We start from the raw sequence: 17,342 nt of genomic DNA, 5'->3' as shown, positions 1-17,342 counted from the left end.
GTCAGAGCCCCATCCGTCGCTTCGAGGCGGCCGGCCGGACATCGTCCAGGGAGGCGACGACCCGGTCCACCATGCCGTACTCCTTGGCCTGTTCGGCCGTGAACCAGCGGTCGCGGTCGCCGTCGCGGGAGATCGTCTCCTCGCTCTGGCCCGTGTGCTGCGCGGTCAGCCGTTCGATGGTCCGCTTGGTGAAGTCCAGGTTCTCCGCCTGGATCTCGATGTCGGCGGTGGTGCCGCCGATGCCCGCCGACGGCTGGTGCATCATGACCCGCGCGTGGGGGAGGGCGTAGCGCTTGCCCTGGGTGCCGACGCTGAGCAGGAACTGGCCCATGCTGGCCGCGAAACCCATGGCCAGGGTGGCGACGTCGTTCGGGATCAGCTGCATCGTGTCGTAGATCGCGAGGCCCGCCGTCACCGAGCCGCCGGGGCTGTTGATGTACAGGCTGATGTCCGTGCGGGGGTCCTCGGCGGACAGGAGCAGCAGCTGCGCGCAGACCCGGTTGGCGGAGACCTCGTCGACCTGGGTGCCGAGGAACACGATGCGCTGGCCCAGCAGTTGGGCGGCGAGATGGTCGTCGAAGCGGGACGACGGGGTGTCGCCCTCCTCGGCGCGGGGCATGAGGGCCGGCGCGAAACCGGCCGTGAGCGGAGACATGGGCACTCCTTGTCGAGGCTGTCGAAGGTGTGTCGTGACCTGTCTCCACTGTCGGCCGACAACGCCCCTGCCTGGGGGTTTCTAGGCCCTCAGCAGATTCGCCGTGAGCAGAGGAGTCGGCCGGAGCCTGTGCCGGTCCGGTGGGTTTCCGGTCCACCGATGAGTTTCGGGGCGGGCCGGGGTCGATACAGATGACCGTGTTCGACGTCCCGCAGCCCATGGAGGAGCTCATGACCACCGACGCACGCACCGACGGACTCACCACCTGCCTCTGGTTCGACGGCCAGGCGGAGGAAGCCGCCCACCACTACGTGTCGATCTTCAAGAACTCCAGCGTCGGCCACGTCAGCCACTACGGCGAGGGCGCCCGGCAGCCCGCGGGCTCGGTGCTCACCGTCGAGTTCACGGCCTTCGGGCAGAAGTTCGTGGGGCTGAACGGCGGACCCGAGTTCAAGTTCACCGAGGCGATCTCGTTCCAGATCCCGTGTGAGAACCAGGAGGAGATCGACTACTACTGGGCCAAGCTCACCGACGGCGGCGAGCCCGGCCCGTGCGGCTGGCTCAAGGACAAGTTCGGGGTCTCCTGGCAGGTGGTCCCGAGCCGGCTCATCGAGATGATGATCGACCCGGACCCCGCGAAGGTCGCCCGTGCGACGGCGTCCTTCATGGCCATGGGCAAGTTCGACCTCGCCGAGTTGGAGAAGGCCTTCGCGGGGGAGTGACGGCCCGACCGGCCGGGCCCCGGTCAGGCAGCGAACGCTCGCGCCGGCGCCGCCACCCCGGCGGCGCGCGGCGCCCTGCCACGGCCCCGTAAGCCGTAGACCTACGTCCGGCTCCCCGTTGCCGACCGCGCGGATGAGGACCAGCGCCCCGCCGTGTTCGAGATCTCGAATGTCATTCGACATGTCGTGCAATGCTGTCGCCCACGCGTGCACTGCCTTCGCCCACGCGTGCGTGTGTGACGGCAACAGGGCCTCCAGGGGCGGCAGTTGGCCCAAGGGTCCGCATCCCGCGCGGATTCCCCGCGTAACCAGTGCGTTTCGGACGTTAATTTCCGCGCCCAAAGGGTTGGCGGGAAACCATCCCCTCGTTATCGTTCACCAACTTCACTCAATCGTTCGGCTGAACGAATAGCGACAAGGACGGTCGGTACATGTCCGACATCCACCACCCGGGCCGCCGGTCGGTGCTCGCCGCGGGCGTCGCCTCGGCCGCCGCGCTCGGCGGGTCCTGGCTGCTGACCGGCTGCGGCGGGGCGGAGGCCGCCCCCGTCCTCCCGGCCGCCGCCCGGAAAGGCGCCCCCGACCGCGGCGGCACCCTGCGCATCGCCCGGCCGCCCGCCTCCGACGCCGAGACCCTCGACCCCGCCAGCTCCCTGTCCGCGTACGAATACCTGGGCGCCCTCTACAACCGGCTCGTCCGCGTATCGGCCAACGGCGAACTGGCCCCCGACCTCGCCGAGTCCTGGGAGACCGACGCCAAGGCCCGCACCTGGACCTTCCGGCTGCGTAAGGGCGTCACCTTCCACAACGGCCGCGCCTTCACCTCCGCCGACGCCGCGTACACCCTGCGCCACATCCTCGACAAGGCGACGGCGTCCCCGCAGGCCGCGGTCCTCGCCCCGCTCATCGACCCGGCGAAGCTGGGCACGCCCGACGCGCACACCCTCGTCGTGCCGCTGAAGACGCCGAACGCCGAGTTCCCGAGCCTGCTGACGCACTACAACTGCTACGTCGTACCGGACGGCAGCGCGAAGTCCATCGGCCGCACCGGCATAGGCACCGGCCCCTTCAAGCTGGAGTCGTTCGCCCCGGCGGGCCCCGGCCGCGTCACCGCGAACAAGGACCACTGGGCCGGCCGCCCCGTGCTCGACGCGATCGCCTTCTACTCGGTCGCCGACATGTCGGCCCGCTCGAACGCCCTGCTGGCAGGGCAGGTCGACCTCCTGTCGCAGACCAACCTCGACTTCGCGACCGCCCGCGTGGTCGCCGCCTCGGACCGCGCGACCGTCGCCCGCGTGAAGGACGCCCAGTGGTACGTCCTCCCGATGCTCACCACCGAGAAGCCCTTCACCGACGTCCGCGTCCGCCAGGCCATGAAGCTCGCCTACGACCCCGACCACGTCGTGCGGGTCGCCCTCCAGGGCGCGGGCACCGCGGGCTGGGACAACCCGGTGCCGCCGAGCGACCCCGCGCACATCACCGCGCACCCCCAGCACGACCCGGAGAAGGCCAAATACCTGCTCAAGCAGGCGGGCCACGAGGGCCTGGCGATGGACCTCTACACCTCGTCCTACGACCCGCTGTTCACGCCGATGGCGCTCGCCTACCAGGACTCGGCGAAGCGCGCGGGCATCAGGATCAGGGTCAAGACGGCCTCGGCGGACTCCTATTACACCCAGATCTGGATGAAGAAGCCGCTGATGGCCACCTATTGGTTCACCGGTCGGCCCGTCGACCAGCTCTTCACCCAGATCTTCCGCAGCGGCTCCTCTTACAACGAGACCGCCTGGTCCGACAAGGGCTTCGACGCGGTGCTCGACCGGGCCCGCGCCGAGACCGACGCCACCAAGCGGCGCGAACTCTACGGCGAGGCACAGACGCTGGTGATCGAGAGAGGCGGGGCGATGACCCCGATGTTCGCCGACCGGCTCGTCGGCATCTCCCGCAAGGTACGCGGATACGCCGAGCACGGCTTCGAGTTCGACTACCTCAACATCGGCCTGAAGGGAGCCTGACCGTGCTCTCCTTCACCACCCGCCGTATCGCGGCCGCGGTCGGCACCCTGTTCCTCTCGTCCATCCTCGTCTTCCTCGCCGTCCAGGCGCTGCCCGGCGACGTCGCCACCCAGATCCTCGGCAAGGACGCGACCCCGGACGCGGTGGCCGCCCTGCGCACCAAGCTCAACCTCGACCAGCCCGCCTGGGAGCGGTACGGCCACTGGGTGTGGGGCGCGCTGCACGGCGACTTCGGCACCTCCCTCGTCTCCGGCAAGGCCGTCGGCGGCGAAGTGTCCATGTACCTCGGCAACTCGGCGCTGATCGCCCTCGTCACCGTCCTCTTCGCGGTCACCGGATCGATCGTCCTCGGCATCCTCGCCGGCCTCTACCGCGACCGCTGGCCCGACCACGTCATCTCCACCGTCAGCCTCGTCGGCATGAGCGTCCCCGAGTTCGTCGTCGCCACCGTCCTCGTCCTGTGCTTCTCGGTCGCCCTCCCGTGGTTCCCCGCCGTCGTCCTCTACGGCCCGGATGCCGGAGTGGGCCAACTCCTGCCCGCCGTATGGCTTCCCGCGCTCGCCCTCGCCGTCGTGATGGCCGCGTACATCGTCCGCATGGCCCGCACCTCGGTCATCGACGTGATGGCCACCGAGTACGTCACCACCGCCCGCCTCAAGGGCCTCTCCACCTGGCGGGTCGTCACCCGGCACGCCCTGCCCAGCGCCCTGCTGCCCACGCTGCACGTCATCGCGCTCAACGTCGCCTGGCTGGTCGGCGGGGTCGCGGTGGTCGAGAACGTCTTCAACTACCCGGGCATCGGGAAGCTGATGCTCTCCTCCGTGCAGAACCGCGACCTGCCCACCATCCAGGCCATCGCCCTGATCAGCGCGGTCGTCTACGTCGTCTGCAACCTCGCGGCCGACCTCGCCACCATGGCCCTCAACCCCAGGCTCCGCACCCGAGGGAGGACACGATGACCACGCTCGACACCGTCCCGCCGACGACCGTCCGCGGCGCCCGCACCGTCCGCGCCTGGCGCACCCTGAGCAGCTCCCGCACCGTCCTCGTCGGCCTCGCGATCGTCGCCGTCCACATCCTGATCGCCCTGCTCGCCCCCCCTCCTCACCTCCTACGACCCGATCGCCAACGACGCCGGCCACGCGCTGCTCGGCCCGAGTTGGAGCCACTGGGCCGGCACCGACCAGTACGGCCGCGACGTCCTCGCCCGCGTCCTGTACGGCGGCCGGTACGCCCTCGGCGTCTCCGTCGCCGCCACCCTCCTCACCGTCGCCCTCGGCACGGTCATCGGCTGCGCGGCGGCCCTGCGCGGCGGCTGGTTCGACGACGTCCTGGGCCGCGTCCTGGACGCGATCCTCTCCATCCCGTCCGTCCTGGCCCTCCTCGTCGTTGTGACGGCCCTCGGCACCGGCCCGGCGGTCATCGTCCTGGCCGTCGCGATCGTCTACGTCCCGCAGGTCGTCCGTGTCGTGCGCGGCGCCGCCCTCGCGGTGGTCCCCGCCGACTACGTGACCGCGGCCCGCGCCCGGGGCGAGAGCACCTGGTCGATCCTGCGCCGGGAGATCCTGCCGAACATCACCGACGTGGTGTGCGTGGAGTTCGCGATGCGGGCCTCCTGGGTCGTGCTGCTGATCTCCTCGCTGTCCTTCCTCGGCTTCGGCGCCGACCCGCCGACTCCCGACTGGGGCCTGATGGTCGCCGAGAACCGCACCGCCATCACCGTCGTCCCGATGGCCAGCCTCGCCCCCATCATCGCCCTGGCCACCCTCGTGGTCGGGCTCAACCTCGCGGCCGACGGCCTGTCCAAGGCGTGGGGCGTCGACCGGATCAGGGAGGGCTCCTGATGACCTCGATCGTGTCCGTCAACTCCCTGTCCGTGGCCTACCGTTCGGGCGGCCGTGACGTCCCCGTCGTGCACGAGGTGTCCCTGGACGTCGCCGAGGGCCGCACCCACGCTCTAGTCGGCGAGTCCGGCAGCGGCAAGTCGACCGTCGCCGCGACCCTCCTGGGCCATCTGCGTCACGGCTCCCGGATCACCGGGGGCTCGGTCGAGGTCGCCGGTGCCGATGTCTTCGATCTGCCCGCGCGGGAGTTGAGGCGGCTGCGCGGCGGCACGGTCGCCATGGTCGGCCAGAACGCCGGCCACGCCCTTACCCCCTCCATGCGCATCGGACGGCAGATCGCCGAGACGGGCGGTGACGTGCCCGTCGTCGACCTCCTCGAACAGGTCCGGCTGCCGCACCCCGCGGAGTTGGCCCGCCGCTATCCGCACGAGCTGTCCGGCGGCCAGCAGCAGCGCGTCGCCATCGCCATGGCCATCGCGGCCCGCCCCAAGGTCCTGGTCCTCGACGAACCGACGACCGGCCTCGACGTCGTCACCCAACGCAGCGTCCTCGACCTGATCGCCGCACTGCGCGACGAACTCGGCCTCGCCGCGGTGCTGGTGAGCCACGACCTAGGGGTCGTCGCCCACATGGCCGACGATGTGACCGTCCTGCGGTCGGGGCGCGTGGTGGAGTCTGCGCCCACCGGGCAGCTCTTCTCGCAGCCCCAGGACCCGTACACGCGCCGCCTGCTGGCGAGCGTGCCGCGCCTGGACGACGCCGGACTCGCCGTCGTCGGCGAGGCGGGGGAACGGGAGGTCAGGCCCAGGGCCGAGGTCCCCGCCGACGCCCCCGTCGCCATCTCCGCCCAGGACATCACCATCGACTACGGCAGCACCCGGGCCATGCACGGTGTCTCCTTCGACGTCCGGCGCGGTGAAGTCCTCGCTCTCGTCGGGGAGTCGGGCAGCGGCAAGTCCACCCTCGCGTGGACCCTCGCCGGACTGCGCACCCCGTCCGGCGGCACGATGCGCCACGCGGACGGCGACCTCGCCCGCCCCGCACAGCAACGGCCGCTGTCCCTGCGGCGTCGGGTGCAGCTCGTCTTCCAGAACGCCGACACCTCGCTCAACCCCCGCCGCTCCGTGGGCGACGCGGTCCGCCACCCCCTGCGCTTCTTCGGCACGGTGACCGACCGCACGGAGGCCGCCGACCGGGCCCGCCGGCTCATCGCGGACGTACGCCTCGACCCGGCCCTCGCCGACCGCCTGCCCGCCCAGCTCTCCGGCGGCCAGCGCCAACGCATAGGCATCGCACGGGCGTTGGCGGGCGAACCGGACGTCCTCATCGCCGACGAGATCACCACCGCCCTGGACGTATCGGTCCAGGCCGACGTCCTGCGCCTTCTCGACGACCTGCGCCGGGAACGCGACCTGGCGTGCCTGTTCATCAGCCACGACCTCGCGGTCGTACGAGGCATCGCGGACCGGGTCGTCGTCCTGCGCCACGGAGTCGTCGTCGAAGAGGGCCCCACGGAAGCCGTGTTCGCCGACCCCCGGCACCCCTACACCCGCCGGCTCATGGCCGCCGCTCTGGAACCCGACCCCGACGCGCGGCCCTACGTCGACGACAGCGCCGACTGGACCGACGCGGCCGACGGCGACGACATCTGGACCGACCAGGGCGCCGACGGCCACCGCGTCCGACGCTGGCGCCCACTCAACGCCCCTGTGGCGGAAGGAGTTTCGTGAAGTACCGCGAGCAGTTCGAGCGCCGGGTCGTCCGGGAGGACGTCTGGATCCCCACCCGGGACGGAAGGACCCGGCTGCACGCCCGTATCTGGCGGCCCGATGACGCCGAGTCGGACCCGGTGCCCGCGCTGCTCGAATACCTCCCGTACCGCAAGAGCGACTGGACCGCGCCCCGCGACGCCCAGCGCCACCCCTGGTACGCGGGCCACGGCTACGCCTCCGTCCGCGTCGACATCCGGGGCCACGGCGACAGCGAGGGCCTGCCCGGCGACGAGTACGACGCGCAGGAACTCGCCGACGGGGTCGACGTGGTCAACTGGCTTGCCGCGCAACCCTGGTGCACCGGCAAGGTCGGCATGTTCGGCATCTCCTGGGGCGGCTTCAACTCCCTCCAGATCGCCGCGCTGGCCCCCGAACCCCTGAAGGCGATCGTCACCGTCTGCTCGACCGACGACCGCTACGACAACGACGTCCACTACATGGGCGGCGCCGTCCTCGGCATCGACATGCTCGCCTGGGCCGGCACCATGCTCGCCTTCGCGTCCCGCCCGCCGGACCCCGCGAACGTCGGCGCGGACCGCTGGCTGCCGATGTGGCGCGAACGCCTCGACGCCCTCGAACCCTTCCTCCACACCTGGCTCGCCCACCAGCAGCGCGACGACTACTGGAAGCACGGCAGCGTCTGCGAGGACTACGGAGCGATCGACGCGGCCGTCCTCGCGGTCGGCGGCTGGAACGACCCGTACCGGGACGCCGTGCTGCGGCTCGTCGAGCACCTGCCCGGCGACCGCGTCCGGGGCATCATCGGCCCGTGGTCGCACCAGTACCCCGACCGGGGCCTGCCGCCCGGTCCCGCGATCGGCTTCCTCCAGGAGACCCTGCGCTGGTGGGACCAGCACCTCAAGGGCGTCGACACGGGCGTCATGGGTGAGCCGCTGCTGCGGTCCTGGATCACCGACCCGGTCCCGCCGGCGACGTCGTACGACGTGCTGCCGGGGCGGTGGGTGGGGGACACCGACTGGCCGAGCCACAAGGTCACGTGGGAGGCGCGGACGCTCGGGGCGAGCGGCGAGCCCGTCCTCGTGCGCTCCCCGCAGCACACCGGCCTCGACGCCGGGCGCTTCTTCCCCTTCGGCAACGCGAGCGACCTGCCGCCGGACCAGCGCGAGGAGGACGGCCGTTCGGTCTGCTTCGACTCCGAGCCGCTCACCGAACGCGTCGAGATCCTCGGCCGCCCGCGCGTCCGGCTCCGCCTCGACAGCAGCACCCCGCGCGCCCATGTCATCGCCCGCCTCTGCGACGTGGCACCGGACGGCTCGTCCACGCTCGTCACCAGGGGTGTGCTCAACCTGCTGAGCAGGCACGGCCGCGACCGGGCCGTCGAGTGGACCCCGGGGACCTACGAGGACGTCGAGTTCGAGCTGACCGGCATCGGCTACGCGATCCCGCCCGGCCACCGCATCCGCCTCGCCGTCTCCGACACCTACTGGCCGTGGGTCTGGCCGCACGGCGAACGCGGCGAGCTGCGCGTCGTCCCGGCCGGGAGCGACGTACAACTGCCGCTGCGGGAAAGCGGGGCAGAGCCGCGGATCCGGTTCGAGGAGCCCGAGCAGTCCCTACCGCTCGACGTGACCTACGACCGGCCCGCCGACGCGGCACCCGAGCGGCTCGTCACCCACGATGTCGCCAAGGGGGAGTGGACGCTGGAGGTCGACCCCAACTACGGGGGGTCGCGGACGTATCCGGACGGGCTGCGCTACGAGGAGAGCGCGCGGGAGACGTACCGCATCCGCGGCGACGACCCGCTGTCCGCGCACGCCGTGTCCGAGTGGCGGATCCGCCTGCGGCGCGGGGACGAGTGGGACGCTGAGATCATGACGCGGACGGAGCTGCGGGCCACGGCCGCGGACTTCGTCATGGACAGTCGGGTCGAAGCACGGGCGAACGGAGAGACAGTGGCCAAGCGCGCATGGCACCGCACCACCCCGAGGACGTCGGGATGACGGCCGCCAAGCAGCCGGCCGCGAAGTCCCCGCGCCGCGCGGTCGCCGCCGCCGACCGGACCCGGCAGCCCACCGAGGTGCGCCGCCGGCTCATCGTCGAGGCGGCCGTGCCGTTGATAGCGGAACGCGGTTACGCCTCGGTCGGCGTACGCGACGTGGCGGCGGCGGCCGGGGTCTCCGTCGGCACCGTGACGTACCACTTCGGCAGCGTGCAGGAGATCCTCTCCGAGGCGATGGTGCTCCATATCGAGCGCTACTACGCCGAGTTGAACGAGGCCGCCGAGCAGGCGACCAGCGGCGCCGAGGCGCTGCGGCTGCTCGTCGACGCGCTGTTCACCGAGGACACCGACCGGCACTGGCGGATGTGGTTCGACTACTGGAACGCGGGTGAGCAGGGCACCGACGAGGCGTTCAGCGGCGGGCAGGCCCGGCGCTACGAGACCTGGCACGAGCAGATCCGGGCCCTGGCCCAACGGGGCGTCACCGACGGCGAGTTCGCCTCCGACGACCTCGACGGCTTCACCGTCCGCTTCGCCGCCCTCGCCGACGGCCTCGCCCTCCAACGGCTCCGCCAGGCACCGCCGTTGAGCACCCAGGACGCCCGCAGGCACCTCAACCGGCTGATCGAGACGGAGTTGGGGCTGTCCTAGGCCGGGCCCAGGGGCGAGTCGTCGTCCCGCCCGGTGAGTGCCCCGCTCTCCTGAGCGGGCCGGTCCAGGAGGTCCAGCAGATCGTTCAGCGGGAGCGGCTTGGCGAGGTGGGCGTCGAAGCCGGCCGCCCGGGACAGCGAGCGGTCGGTGCCCTGGCTGAAGCCGGAGACCGCGATCAGGCGCGGCCGGGCGCCGTGCGGCCGGGCGCGTACCGTACGGGCCACCGTGTAGCCGTCGGTGTCGGGCAGGCCCAGGTCGCACAGGACCACGTCGAAGACGTCGGACTCGGTCGCGGTGAGCGCGTCGGCGCCGGTGTGGACGGCGGTGACGTGGTGGCCCCGGCGTTCCAGGAGGGTGCGGTAGGTCGCGGCCAGGTCGGTGTTGTCCTCGACGATCAGGATGGCCAGTTGGCGGCGGGGGCGAGGCGGCGCGGACGGCCGCGGCGGCTCGGGCGTCGTGTCGTCGGCCCGGGGGAGCAGGACCGTGAACGTCGCTCCCTTGCCGGGGCCCTCGCTGTGCGCGGTGATCCGGCCGCCGTGCAGGTCGACCACCGTGCGGGCGACCGCGAGTCCAAGGCCCAGGCCCTCGGGTGTGTTGGGTCCCGCGGGGGCCGCGCGGGTGAAGACACCGAACAGGTCCTCGGCCTGGGCGGGTTGAAAGCCGATGCCGTCGTCCCGCACGGTGAGCCGGGCCTGCCCCTCCTCCATCGTGAGGCGGACCTCCGTACGGCCGCCGGGCGGGGTGTACTTGAGCGCGTTGGACAGCAGGTTCGTCAGCACCTGCGCCAGCCGCAGCCGGTCGCCGTCGACCACGACGGGCCTGTCCGGCAGAGTGAGGTGCAGCGTGCGTTCCTCGTGGCCGAACAGACCGCGGATGTCGGCGCACGCGCTCTCGACCACGGACCGGATGTCGACCCGCTCGGGGACCAGCTCCAGGCGACCGGTCAACGCCCGTGTCCCGTCCAGGAGATCGTTGCTCATCCGCACCAGGGTGCCCAACTGCCTCTCCAGGACGGACAGTGCGGGATGACCGCCGTCGGGCTGGTCGAGGGCGAGCAGTTCCACGGCCGCCGTCGCGGCGGCGAGCGGGTTGCGCAGCTCGTGCGAGAGCGTGGCGATGAAACGGTCCTTGGCCCGCTGCTCCTCCCTCAACTGCCGCCCGGCCGCGTCCAGTTCGGCGTTGGCCCGGCTCAGCTGCTCGTTGACCTCGCGGATCTCCCGGGCCCGGACGAACAGGTCGATCTCCATGCCCTGCGCCCGCATCTGCGCCTCGGCGACGGCCCGTTCCTGCTCGCGGCCGACCCGGCGCAGATGCACGAAGTCGGTGACGTCCTCCACCCGGTGGATGATGTGCGTGACCCGGCCCCCGGCGTCCAGGACAGGGGTGTTGACGGGACTCCAGTAGCGCTCGGCGAAGGTCCCCGCCTCGCCGCCGGGGATGTCGTAGCGCTGCAAGGCCATCGTGTCCGTACGGCCCGACGCCACCACCGACTCCAGTGAGCGGCACAGATTGGCGACTCCGTCGGCCGAGGGGTCGTCCGGATTGTCGGGGAACACGTCGAAGATGCGCTGCCCGACGATCGCGCGTTCCGTACGGGTCGCCGCGAGATACGCGCGGTTGACCTCGACGATCGTGAAGTCGGGGGTGAGCACCAGCAGCGGGGACAGCGCCGAGTCGAAGAGGAGCCGGAAGTCCGGGGTGGCGGCGGGCGGCATAGCGGCTCTCAGGGGTCGAGGCGGTAGCCGTAGCCGCGGACCGTGGTGATCCGGGGTGCGGGCGTGGGGAGTGCCGCCAGCTTGCCGCGCAGGCGGTACACGTGCTCGATGACGGTCGCGGGCTGCTGCCAGGAGGCGCCCCAGATCCGCTCAAGCACCTGCTCGGTGGAGAACACCCGGCCGGGAGCCTCACCGAGCATCTCCAACAGGGCGTACTCCTTGGGCCGTAGCGTCAGAAGGACGCCGTCGGCCGAGGCCTGGCGGGCCGCCGTGTCGATGCGCAGCGAGCCGATCCGCAGCACCGCCGGGACCTCCGGTGGCTGGGAGCGGCGCAGTACGGCCCTGATCCGGGCCACCAGCTCCCGTTGCGAGAACGGCTTGACGAGGTAGTCGTCGGCGCCGATCTCCAGGCCCGCGACCCGGTCGGTCTCCGCGCCCCGGCCGGTGACCACGATGACCGGGAGACGGCTGGTGGAGCGCAGCGCGCGCAGGAGTTCCAGGCCGCTGCCGTCCGGGAGGCCGAGGTCGAGGACGGCGAGATCGACGCGGCTCTCGTAGAGGACGGCCTTGCCGGCGCGGGCGTCCATGGCCCAGGTGACGGTGAATCCCTCGTGTTCCAGATAGGAACGGCACATCAGTGCGAAATCGGGTTCGTCCTCGATCAGGGCGAGGTGCGGACGCATTCCGGATCACCTGGCCCATGTGCTGCCCGCTCGTTGTGTCGCTGACGAGCGGGCGTTGATGCCCCGACCATGTGGCGAAGGTAGAACAGTTGGTACCCACGGTTCAAGGGGGAGCCGCTCGGGGGGAGTTCCGGCGTGGGTTCGTGCGGTGCGGGGATGTCGAAGCCGCCGCACGGGCCCGCGCCGGATCGCGCGCCGGCGCGCGGCGGGCACGGAACGGGGACGGAACACCTTGCACGAGAACTGCCTGTTGCCCGGGAACAGCCTGGCGCCGGGACCCACCGCGGCCTGGCCCGCACCCGGCGCACACGCCCTGCTGGGCGCGCGGGACGGCCTGCTCGTCGTCGACCTGCACGGGGACGTCGACCTCGCGAACGCCACCCCGCTGCGCGACTGGCTCGACTCGGTCGTGGCGCTGCGCGCGCCCGCCTACGTCGTCGATCTGCGGCGCGTCACGTTCATCGACTCCACCGGGCTCAACCTGGTGCTGCGGTTCCGCCGCCGGGTGCGGGAGAGCGAGGCGGGGTTCGCCGTGGTGTGCGCCCCGCGCACCGTGCGCCTGTTGCGGGCGCACGGCACGCTGGACGTGCTGAACCCGGAGCCCGGACTCCCCGAGGCGGCCTCCAGGATCGCCGGGCGCCGGGCCTCAGACCCGGTCGGCCGCGATCAGCAGGTACTGGAAGCTGCCGTTGCGGTAGGCGTCCAGGAAGGTGTCCTCGATGCCCGTCACCAGATGGTCGGCCTGCTTGCGCAGCGCCCAGTAGGGGATCGTGTCCTCGGTGAGGTCCTGGACGTGGACGGGCACCAGGCGGTTGCGTGCCATCGCCCGGAAGTACTCCGACCTGGGGTGGATGTCGCAGATGTAGTGGGCGTTGATGAGGGACACCTCGCGTGAGGCCCGGCCGTAGGTGTCGTTGTAGCAGCCGGTGATCACCACATAGCGTCCGCCGCGGCGCAGCAGCCGGGAGTGCTCGGCGAACAACAGGTCCAGCTCCACGTACATCGTGGACTCGTTGTTCCAGGACGCGGCGAACTCACCGGTCGGGAAGCCGGTGTCGAGCATGTTGCGGTGGTGGTAGCGCACCTTGTCGTCGATGCCCCGCTTGCGCGCCTGCGCGTTGGCGAACTCGGCCTGCTTGGCGGAGATCGTCACCCCGTCCGCCCGGCAGCCGTAGCGCAGATGCGCGACGACACTGCCGCCGCCGCGCCCGCAGCCGGCGTCGAAGACCCGGTCGGCGGGGGTGAGCCCGCCGAGGTGGGAGGCGAGGAGTTCGGCCTGCGCGTGTTCGAGGCGGTGGAGTTCGGCGGTGAGCCGCTCACGGCGCCGGACGGGGTCGGGTTCGTCGAGCACGGACTCGTCCGCCCCGCCGATCCCGTAGTGGTGGTGGTACAGGTCGTCGATCTGTCCGAGGTCGAGGTTGACCGGGTTCTCTTCGGCGTTCCAGTAGTCCGCGACACGGTTCTGGTACGTGGACTGGGTCGGCACCGGGGCAGTGGCGGTGGTGGTGCCGGCGTCGGCAGTGGTCAACGGTGACTCCTTGCGTCGTACGTCTGACGGCATGTCAGGGTCCGTGCTCTTACCAGTAGTTGGGCAGGTGGTAGCGGTGGCTGTTGGTGGCGTGCCACTCGTGGTTGCCGGCCACCCAGGCGGCCAGGCTCTGGGTGTAGCGCTCGACGAGGGGCGAGAGCGCGGACAGGGCCGCAGACTCCTCCTCGAACGCGTCCATGATCCGGTTGTGGATCTCGACGGACTTCAGATAGGCCGCCTTCAGCCCGCACCGCTCGTTGGCGGCGACGACCTGGGGGAGGTTGAGATGGTCGGGTTCGGACAGCTCCTTGGTGAAGGAGTAGAGGTCGTTGACGATCGTGGTGGCGTTGCAGGCCAGGGCCGTGACCCGCTGGATCTCCGGCCGGGCGTAGACCTGTTCGGGCAGTTCGTAGCCGTCGACCGCGTCCACGATCGACAGACAGGGACGGAAGTTGTTGAACTGCCGCATCGTCAGGTACTCCCAGACCCGCGGCTTGTACCGGGTCTCCGCCCAGGCGGCCTCGGCGAGATAGCCGAGGTGGAGGCGGGCGATGTCGTGGACGAAACGGTCCGTCTGGCTGGGGGTGGCGAGGAGGGCGTAGTCCTTGAGGGCGAAGTGGTACGAGCGGCGCGGGCCGTCGGACTGGACGCCGAGCCGCCACTCCTCCTCGTACTCGGGGGTGGAGTGGAAGGGGTCGAGCGCCGACTGCCCGAAGATCAGCCGTCCGCCGAGGCCGCTGTGCGAGCCGCCCCTGCCCTCGTCCTCCTCGCAGTAGCAGCTGTCGACGATGTTCTCGGCGAGCAGCAACTTGCCTGCCGCGGTGAGCCGTTCGAGGTCGAGGGCGCCCGGGTGCTGGAGCACCACGGCCCGGCCGAACTGGAACCCGGTGAAGTCCCCGTCCCACTCGGCCGGGAACAGATCGAGCTCGCGGGCCCAGGCCTCCAGCCTGCGGTCGATCTCGGCGGCCTTCTCGGGGTCGGCGGGTGCCACCGGGCGGTACGTGAGGCCGGGGATCGCCCCGGTGCGCCGGGCCCGCACGGTACGGGCCAGGTTCGGCGGCCCGGGGAGCGGGACGGAGGTCGTGGTGGGTGTGGTCATGAAGTGCTCCACGCCGTCATTCGGCCGTCCGGCCGATCTGGACGTTCTCGAGGATCCCCGCCGCGTCGGGGACCAGGATGGCCATCGAGTAGTACGCGGTGACGAGGTAACGGATGATCGCGGCCGAGTCGATGCCCATGAAGCGCACGTTCAGGCCGGGCTGGAACTCCTCGGGGATACCGGTCTGGAACAGCCCGATGACACCCTGGTCGGCCTCCCCGGTGCGCAGCGCGATGATGCTGCTGGTGTGCTGCGGGGTGATCGGGATCTTGCCGCACGGGAAGAACGGCACACCGCGCCAGGCGGGGATCTCGTGCCCGTCGACGTTCGCCGTGCCGGGCACCAGGCCGCGCTTGTTGCACTGCCGGAAGAACGCCGAGATCGCCTTCGGATGGGCCAGGAAGAGCCGTGTCTTGCGCCGCATGGCGAGGAGTTCGTCGAGGTCGTCCGGGGTCGGCGGGCCGGTGAAGGTGCTGATGCGCTGGGTGTAGTCGACGCTGTGCAGCAGCCCGAACTCCCGGTTGTTGACCAGCTCCCACTCCTGGCGCTCACGGATCTCCTCGATGGTGAGCCGGAGTTGCTGCTGGGTCTGGTCCATCGGGTCGTTGTAGAGGTCGGCGACCCGGGTGTGCACCCGCAGCACGGTCTGGGTGAGCGACAACTCGTACTCGCGCGGGGCGAGTTCGTAGTCCACGAAGCCGCCGGGCAGCGTCGGCTCGCCCACATGGCCGGCCTGCACCGGGACGTCGGCCTCGCCCTTGCGGTTCATCGGCAGCCGCTGCCGCTCGGCGTACGCCTCCAGATGGGCGGCCAACGACGGTACGCGGTCGGTGAATTCGGACACCACGTCCCAGGGCAGCACCAGCAGGACGCCCGCGGTCTCGGCGCGCACCGAACTCAGCCACAGCGGATCGGACTGCCCGATCGCCTCGTCGCCCATCTGGTCGCCGTCGGTGACGACCCCGAGGATCTCCTCCTCGTCGTACTTGCCGGCGGTGTAGCGGGTGAAGCGGCCGTGCGCGACCAAGTAGGCCTCGGTGACGGGCTGTCCGGCCTCGAAGAGGACCTGGCCGGCCCGCACCTCACGGACCCGGAAGCGGCCCGCGATCTCCTTCAGGACCTCCGCGTCGGGGTACCCGCGCAGCACCGGCAGCTCGGTGAGCGTCTGGGGGATGACCTTGATGTCGTCGGCGCCGTTCTGCTCGAACTGCACCCGGCCGCGGCCGACGCTGAGCTGGAGCCGCCGGTTGACCCGGTAGGCGCCGCCCCGCACGTCCACCCAGGGCAGCATCTTCAGCAGCCATCGCGAGGTGATGGCCTGCATCTGCGGTTCGGACTTGGTCGTCGTGGCGAGCTGGCGGGCCGCCACGGTGCTGAGGCTGGTGAGCTGCCCGTTGCCGGGGTTGGCGGGGTCGGGTTCGTCGGTGGCGGGACCGGTGGCGCTTTCCGGAGTGGACACTTTCCCTCCCGGGAGGTGAACAGGGGTGAGCGCGTCGTCGGTGTACAAGCCAAACAGTCCTGCCGAGGACCGGTAACCGCGCGAGGGGGGCGGTTTCGAGCCCTGGAGGGTGTAAACCCCTGATCGGGGCGGAGAGTGGAACAGATCGTTCCCCGTGCCCCGGCGCACGGGGCGCGCGAACACCTCACCCGCGTGGAGTGCCGCGCGCCGCCCGTCCGTCGAAGTCGTTCACCAGCACCGCCGCCCCGTCGAAGCGGCCCGCCTTCAGATCGGTCAGGGCGTCCGAGGCGCGTGAGAGCGGATACGTGTGGGTGGTCGCGCGCACCCCGTACCGGGCGGCCAGGCCGAGGAACTCCCGGGCGTCCGCACGGGTGTTGGAGGTGACGCTGCGCACCTCCTTCTCGTAGAACAGCTCGTGCTCGTAGTCCAGGGGCGGTGTGTCGCTCAGATGGATGCCCGCGACCGCGAGGACGCCGCCCCGGTCGAGCGCCCGCAGCGCCACCGGTACCAGCTCACCGGCCGGCGCGAACAGGATCGCGCTGTCCAGCGGCTCGGGCGGTGCCTCGTACGCGTCGCGCGCCGAGGCCGCCCCCAGCTCCAGCGCGAGCCGCCGCGCGGCCTCGCCCCGGGTCAGCACATGCACGGTGGCCCCCTCGGCGAGCGCCACCTGCGCGCAGAGATGGGCGCTGCCCCCGAAGCCGTAGAGACCGAGCCGGCCGCCCGGTGGCAGGGCGGACCGGCGCAGCGCGCGGTAGCCGATGATCCCGGCGCAGAGCAGCGGCGCCAGGGCCACGTCGTCCAGGCCCGCGGGGAGGCGGTGGGCGAACGCGGCCGGTGCGGTCGTGTACTCTGCGTAACCACCGTCGGCGTCCCAGCCGGTGTACTCGGAGCGCGGGCACAGGTTCTCGGCCCCGCGCAGGCAGTACGCGCACGTCCCGTCGGTACGGCGCAGCCACGCGACGCCCACCCGGTCGCCGACCGCGAAGCCGCTCACCCCGGCCCCGTACCCGGCGACCGTGCCGACGACCTCGTGCCCCGGCGTCACCCCGGGGCGGTGCACCGGCAGATCGCCCTCGGTGACATGGAGATCGGTGCGGCAGACCCCGCACGCGCGCACGTGCACGAGGAGTTCGTCGTCCCCCGGTACGGGCACCGGCTTCTCCACCAGCCGGAGAACGCCCGCCTCGACGGGCCCCGGTTCGGTCACGGCCCACGCGCGCATCGTCGCATCCGCCATGC

14 protein-coding genes and 1 pseudogene are annotated in these 17,342 nt (G+C 71.4%); 8 read left to right on the top strand and 7 right to left on the bottom strand.

Translation table 11 applies throughout. The annotated features are described in order from the left end of the window. Position 1 precedes the first annotated feature (1 nt). Positions 2-655 (bottom strand): ATP-dependent Clp protease proteolytic subunit, encoded by a 654-nt coding sequence (locus ACIRB1_RS16895; RefSeq protein ID WP_403466054.1) that lies wholly within the window; start codon positions 653-655, stop codon positions 2-4. A gap of 218 nt (positions 656-873) precedes the next feature. Between ACIRB1_RS16895 and ACIRB1_RS16890 the strand changes: the two genes are divergently transcribed. The 7 genes from ACIRB1_RS16890 to ACIRB1_RS16860 all read left to right on the top strand — a co-directional run bounded on the left by ACIRB1_RS16890 (position 874) and on the right by ACIRB1_RS16860 (position 9,619). Beyond that, positions 874-1,377, top strand: coding sequence for a VOC family protein (locus tag ACIRB1_RS16890; RefSeq protein WP_352185740.1), 504 nt, complete (start codon positions 874-876; stop codon positions 1,375-1,377). 431 nt (positions 1,378-1,808) lie between these two features. Further along, complete coding sequence (locus ACIRB1_RS16885; RefSeq protein ID WP_403466053.1) at positions 1,809-3,392, top strand: ABC transporter substrate-binding protein; 1,584 nt, start codon at positions 1,809-1,811, stop codon at positions 3,390-3,392. Positions 3,393-3,394: 2 nt separating this feature from the next. Next, entirely contained in the window at positions 3,395-4,351 is a 957-nt protein-coding gene (locus ACIRB1_RS16880) for an ABC transporter permease (protein WP_403466051.1), read from the top strand. A gap of 162 nt (positions 4,352-4,513) precedes the next feature. After that, complete coding sequence (locus tag ACIRB1_RS16875; protein WP_403466217.1) at positions 4,514-5,236, top strand: ABC transporter permease; 723 nt, start codon at positions 4,514-4,516, stop codon at positions 5,234-5,236. Further along, the gene (locus ACIRB1_RS16870) at positions 5,236-6,966 is read left to right on the top strand and encodes a dipeptide ABC transporter ATP-binding protein (RefSeq protein WP_403466050.1); all 1,731 of its coding nucleotides are present in this window, start codon (positions 5,236-5,238) and stop codon (positions 6,964-6,966) included. Before ACIRB1_RS16875 ends, ACIRB1_RS16870 begins: the two co-directional genes overlap by 1 nt. Next, positions 6,963-8,969: a CocE/NonD family hydrolase gene (locus ACIRB1_RS16865; protein WP_403466049.1), complete on the top strand. Its 2,007-nt coding sequence runs from the start codon at positions 6,963-6,965 to the stop codon at positions 8,967-8,969. The genes ACIRB1_RS16870 and ACIRB1_RS16865 overlap by 4 nt, the downstream gene beginning before the upstream one ends. Continuing rightward, complete coding sequence (locus ACIRB1_RS16860; RefSeq protein ID WP_352185725.1) at positions 8,966-9,619, top strand: TetR family transcriptional regulator C-terminal domain-containing protein; 654 nt, start codon at positions 8,966-8,968, stop codon at positions 9,617-9,619. The genes ACIRB1_RS16865 and ACIRB1_RS16860 overlap by 4 nt, the downstream gene beginning before the upstream one ends. On the opposite strand, the gene ACIRB1_RS16855 is transcribed toward ACIRB1_RS16860, so the two are convergent. Both ACIRB1_RS16855 and ACIRB1_RS16850 read right to left on the bottom strand, forming a co-directional pair. Beyond that, positions 9,616-11,334 (bottom strand): ATP-binding protein, encoded by a 1,719-nt coding sequence (locus ACIRB1_RS16855; RefSeq protein WP_403466048.1) that lies wholly within the window; start codon positions 11,332-11,334, stop codon positions 9,616-9,618. The genes ACIRB1_RS16860 and ACIRB1_RS16855 overlap by 4 nt on opposite strands. Positions 11,335-11,342: 8 nt before the next feature. Next, entirely contained in the window at positions 11,343-12,017 is a 675-nt protein-coding gene (locus ACIRB1_RS16850; protein ID WP_403466047.1) for a response regulator transcription factor, read from the bottom strand. A 58-nt stretch (positions 12,018-12,075) separates the two neighbouring features. Here ACIRB1_RS16850 and ACIRB1_RS16845 point away from each other — a divergent pair. Then, a pseudogene (locus ACIRB1_RS16845) lies at positions 12,076-12,600 on the top strand (STAS domain-containing protein); the annotation flags it as partial. 63 nt (positions 12,601-12,663) lie between these two features. On the opposite strand, the gene ACIRB1_RS16840 reads toward ACIRB1_RS16845, so the two are convergent. The 4 genes from ACIRB1_RS16840 to ACIRB1_RS16825 form a co-directional block, all read right to left on the bottom strand. Beyond that, the gene (locus tag ACIRB1_RS16840) at positions 12,664-13,545 is read right to left on the bottom strand and encodes a geranyl diphosphate 2-C-methyltransferase (protein WP_352185728.1); all 882 of its coding nucleotides are present in this window, start codon (positions 13,543-13,545) and stop codon (positions 12,664-12,666) included. A gap of 49 nt (positions 13,546-13,594) precedes the next feature. Then, on the bottom strand, positions 13,595-14,644 hold the full coding sequence (locus ACIRB1_RS16835; protein WP_403466046.1) for a family 2 encapsulin nanocompartment cargo protein terpene cyclase: 1,050 nt from the start codon (positions 14,642-14,644) through the stop codon (positions 13,595-13,597). A gap of 16 nt (positions 14,645-14,660) precedes the next feature. Next, entirely contained in the window at positions 14,661-16,103 is a 1,443-nt protein-coding gene (locus tag ACIRB1_RS16830) for a family 2B encapsulin nanocompartment shell protein (protein WP_352185730.1), read from the bottom strand. A 184-nt stretch (positions 16,104-16,287) separates the two neighbouring features. Continuing rightward, on the bottom strand, positions 16,288-17,325 hold the full coding sequence (locus ACIRB1_RS16825; protein WP_403466216.1) for a zinc-binding alcohol dehydrogenase family protein: 1,038 nt from the start codon (positions 17,323-17,325) through the stop codon (positions 16,288-16,290). Positions 17,326-17,342 lie beyond the last annotated feature (17 nt).

The organism is Streptomyces sp. NPDC096013 (assembly GCF_044763565.1).
GTDB lineage: Bacteria > Actinomycetota > Actinomycetes > Streptomycetales > Streptomycetaceae > Streptomyces.
The sequence above is the reverse complement of the archived record's forward strand: the minus strand, read 5'-3'. Positions and strand labels throughout refer to the sequence as shown.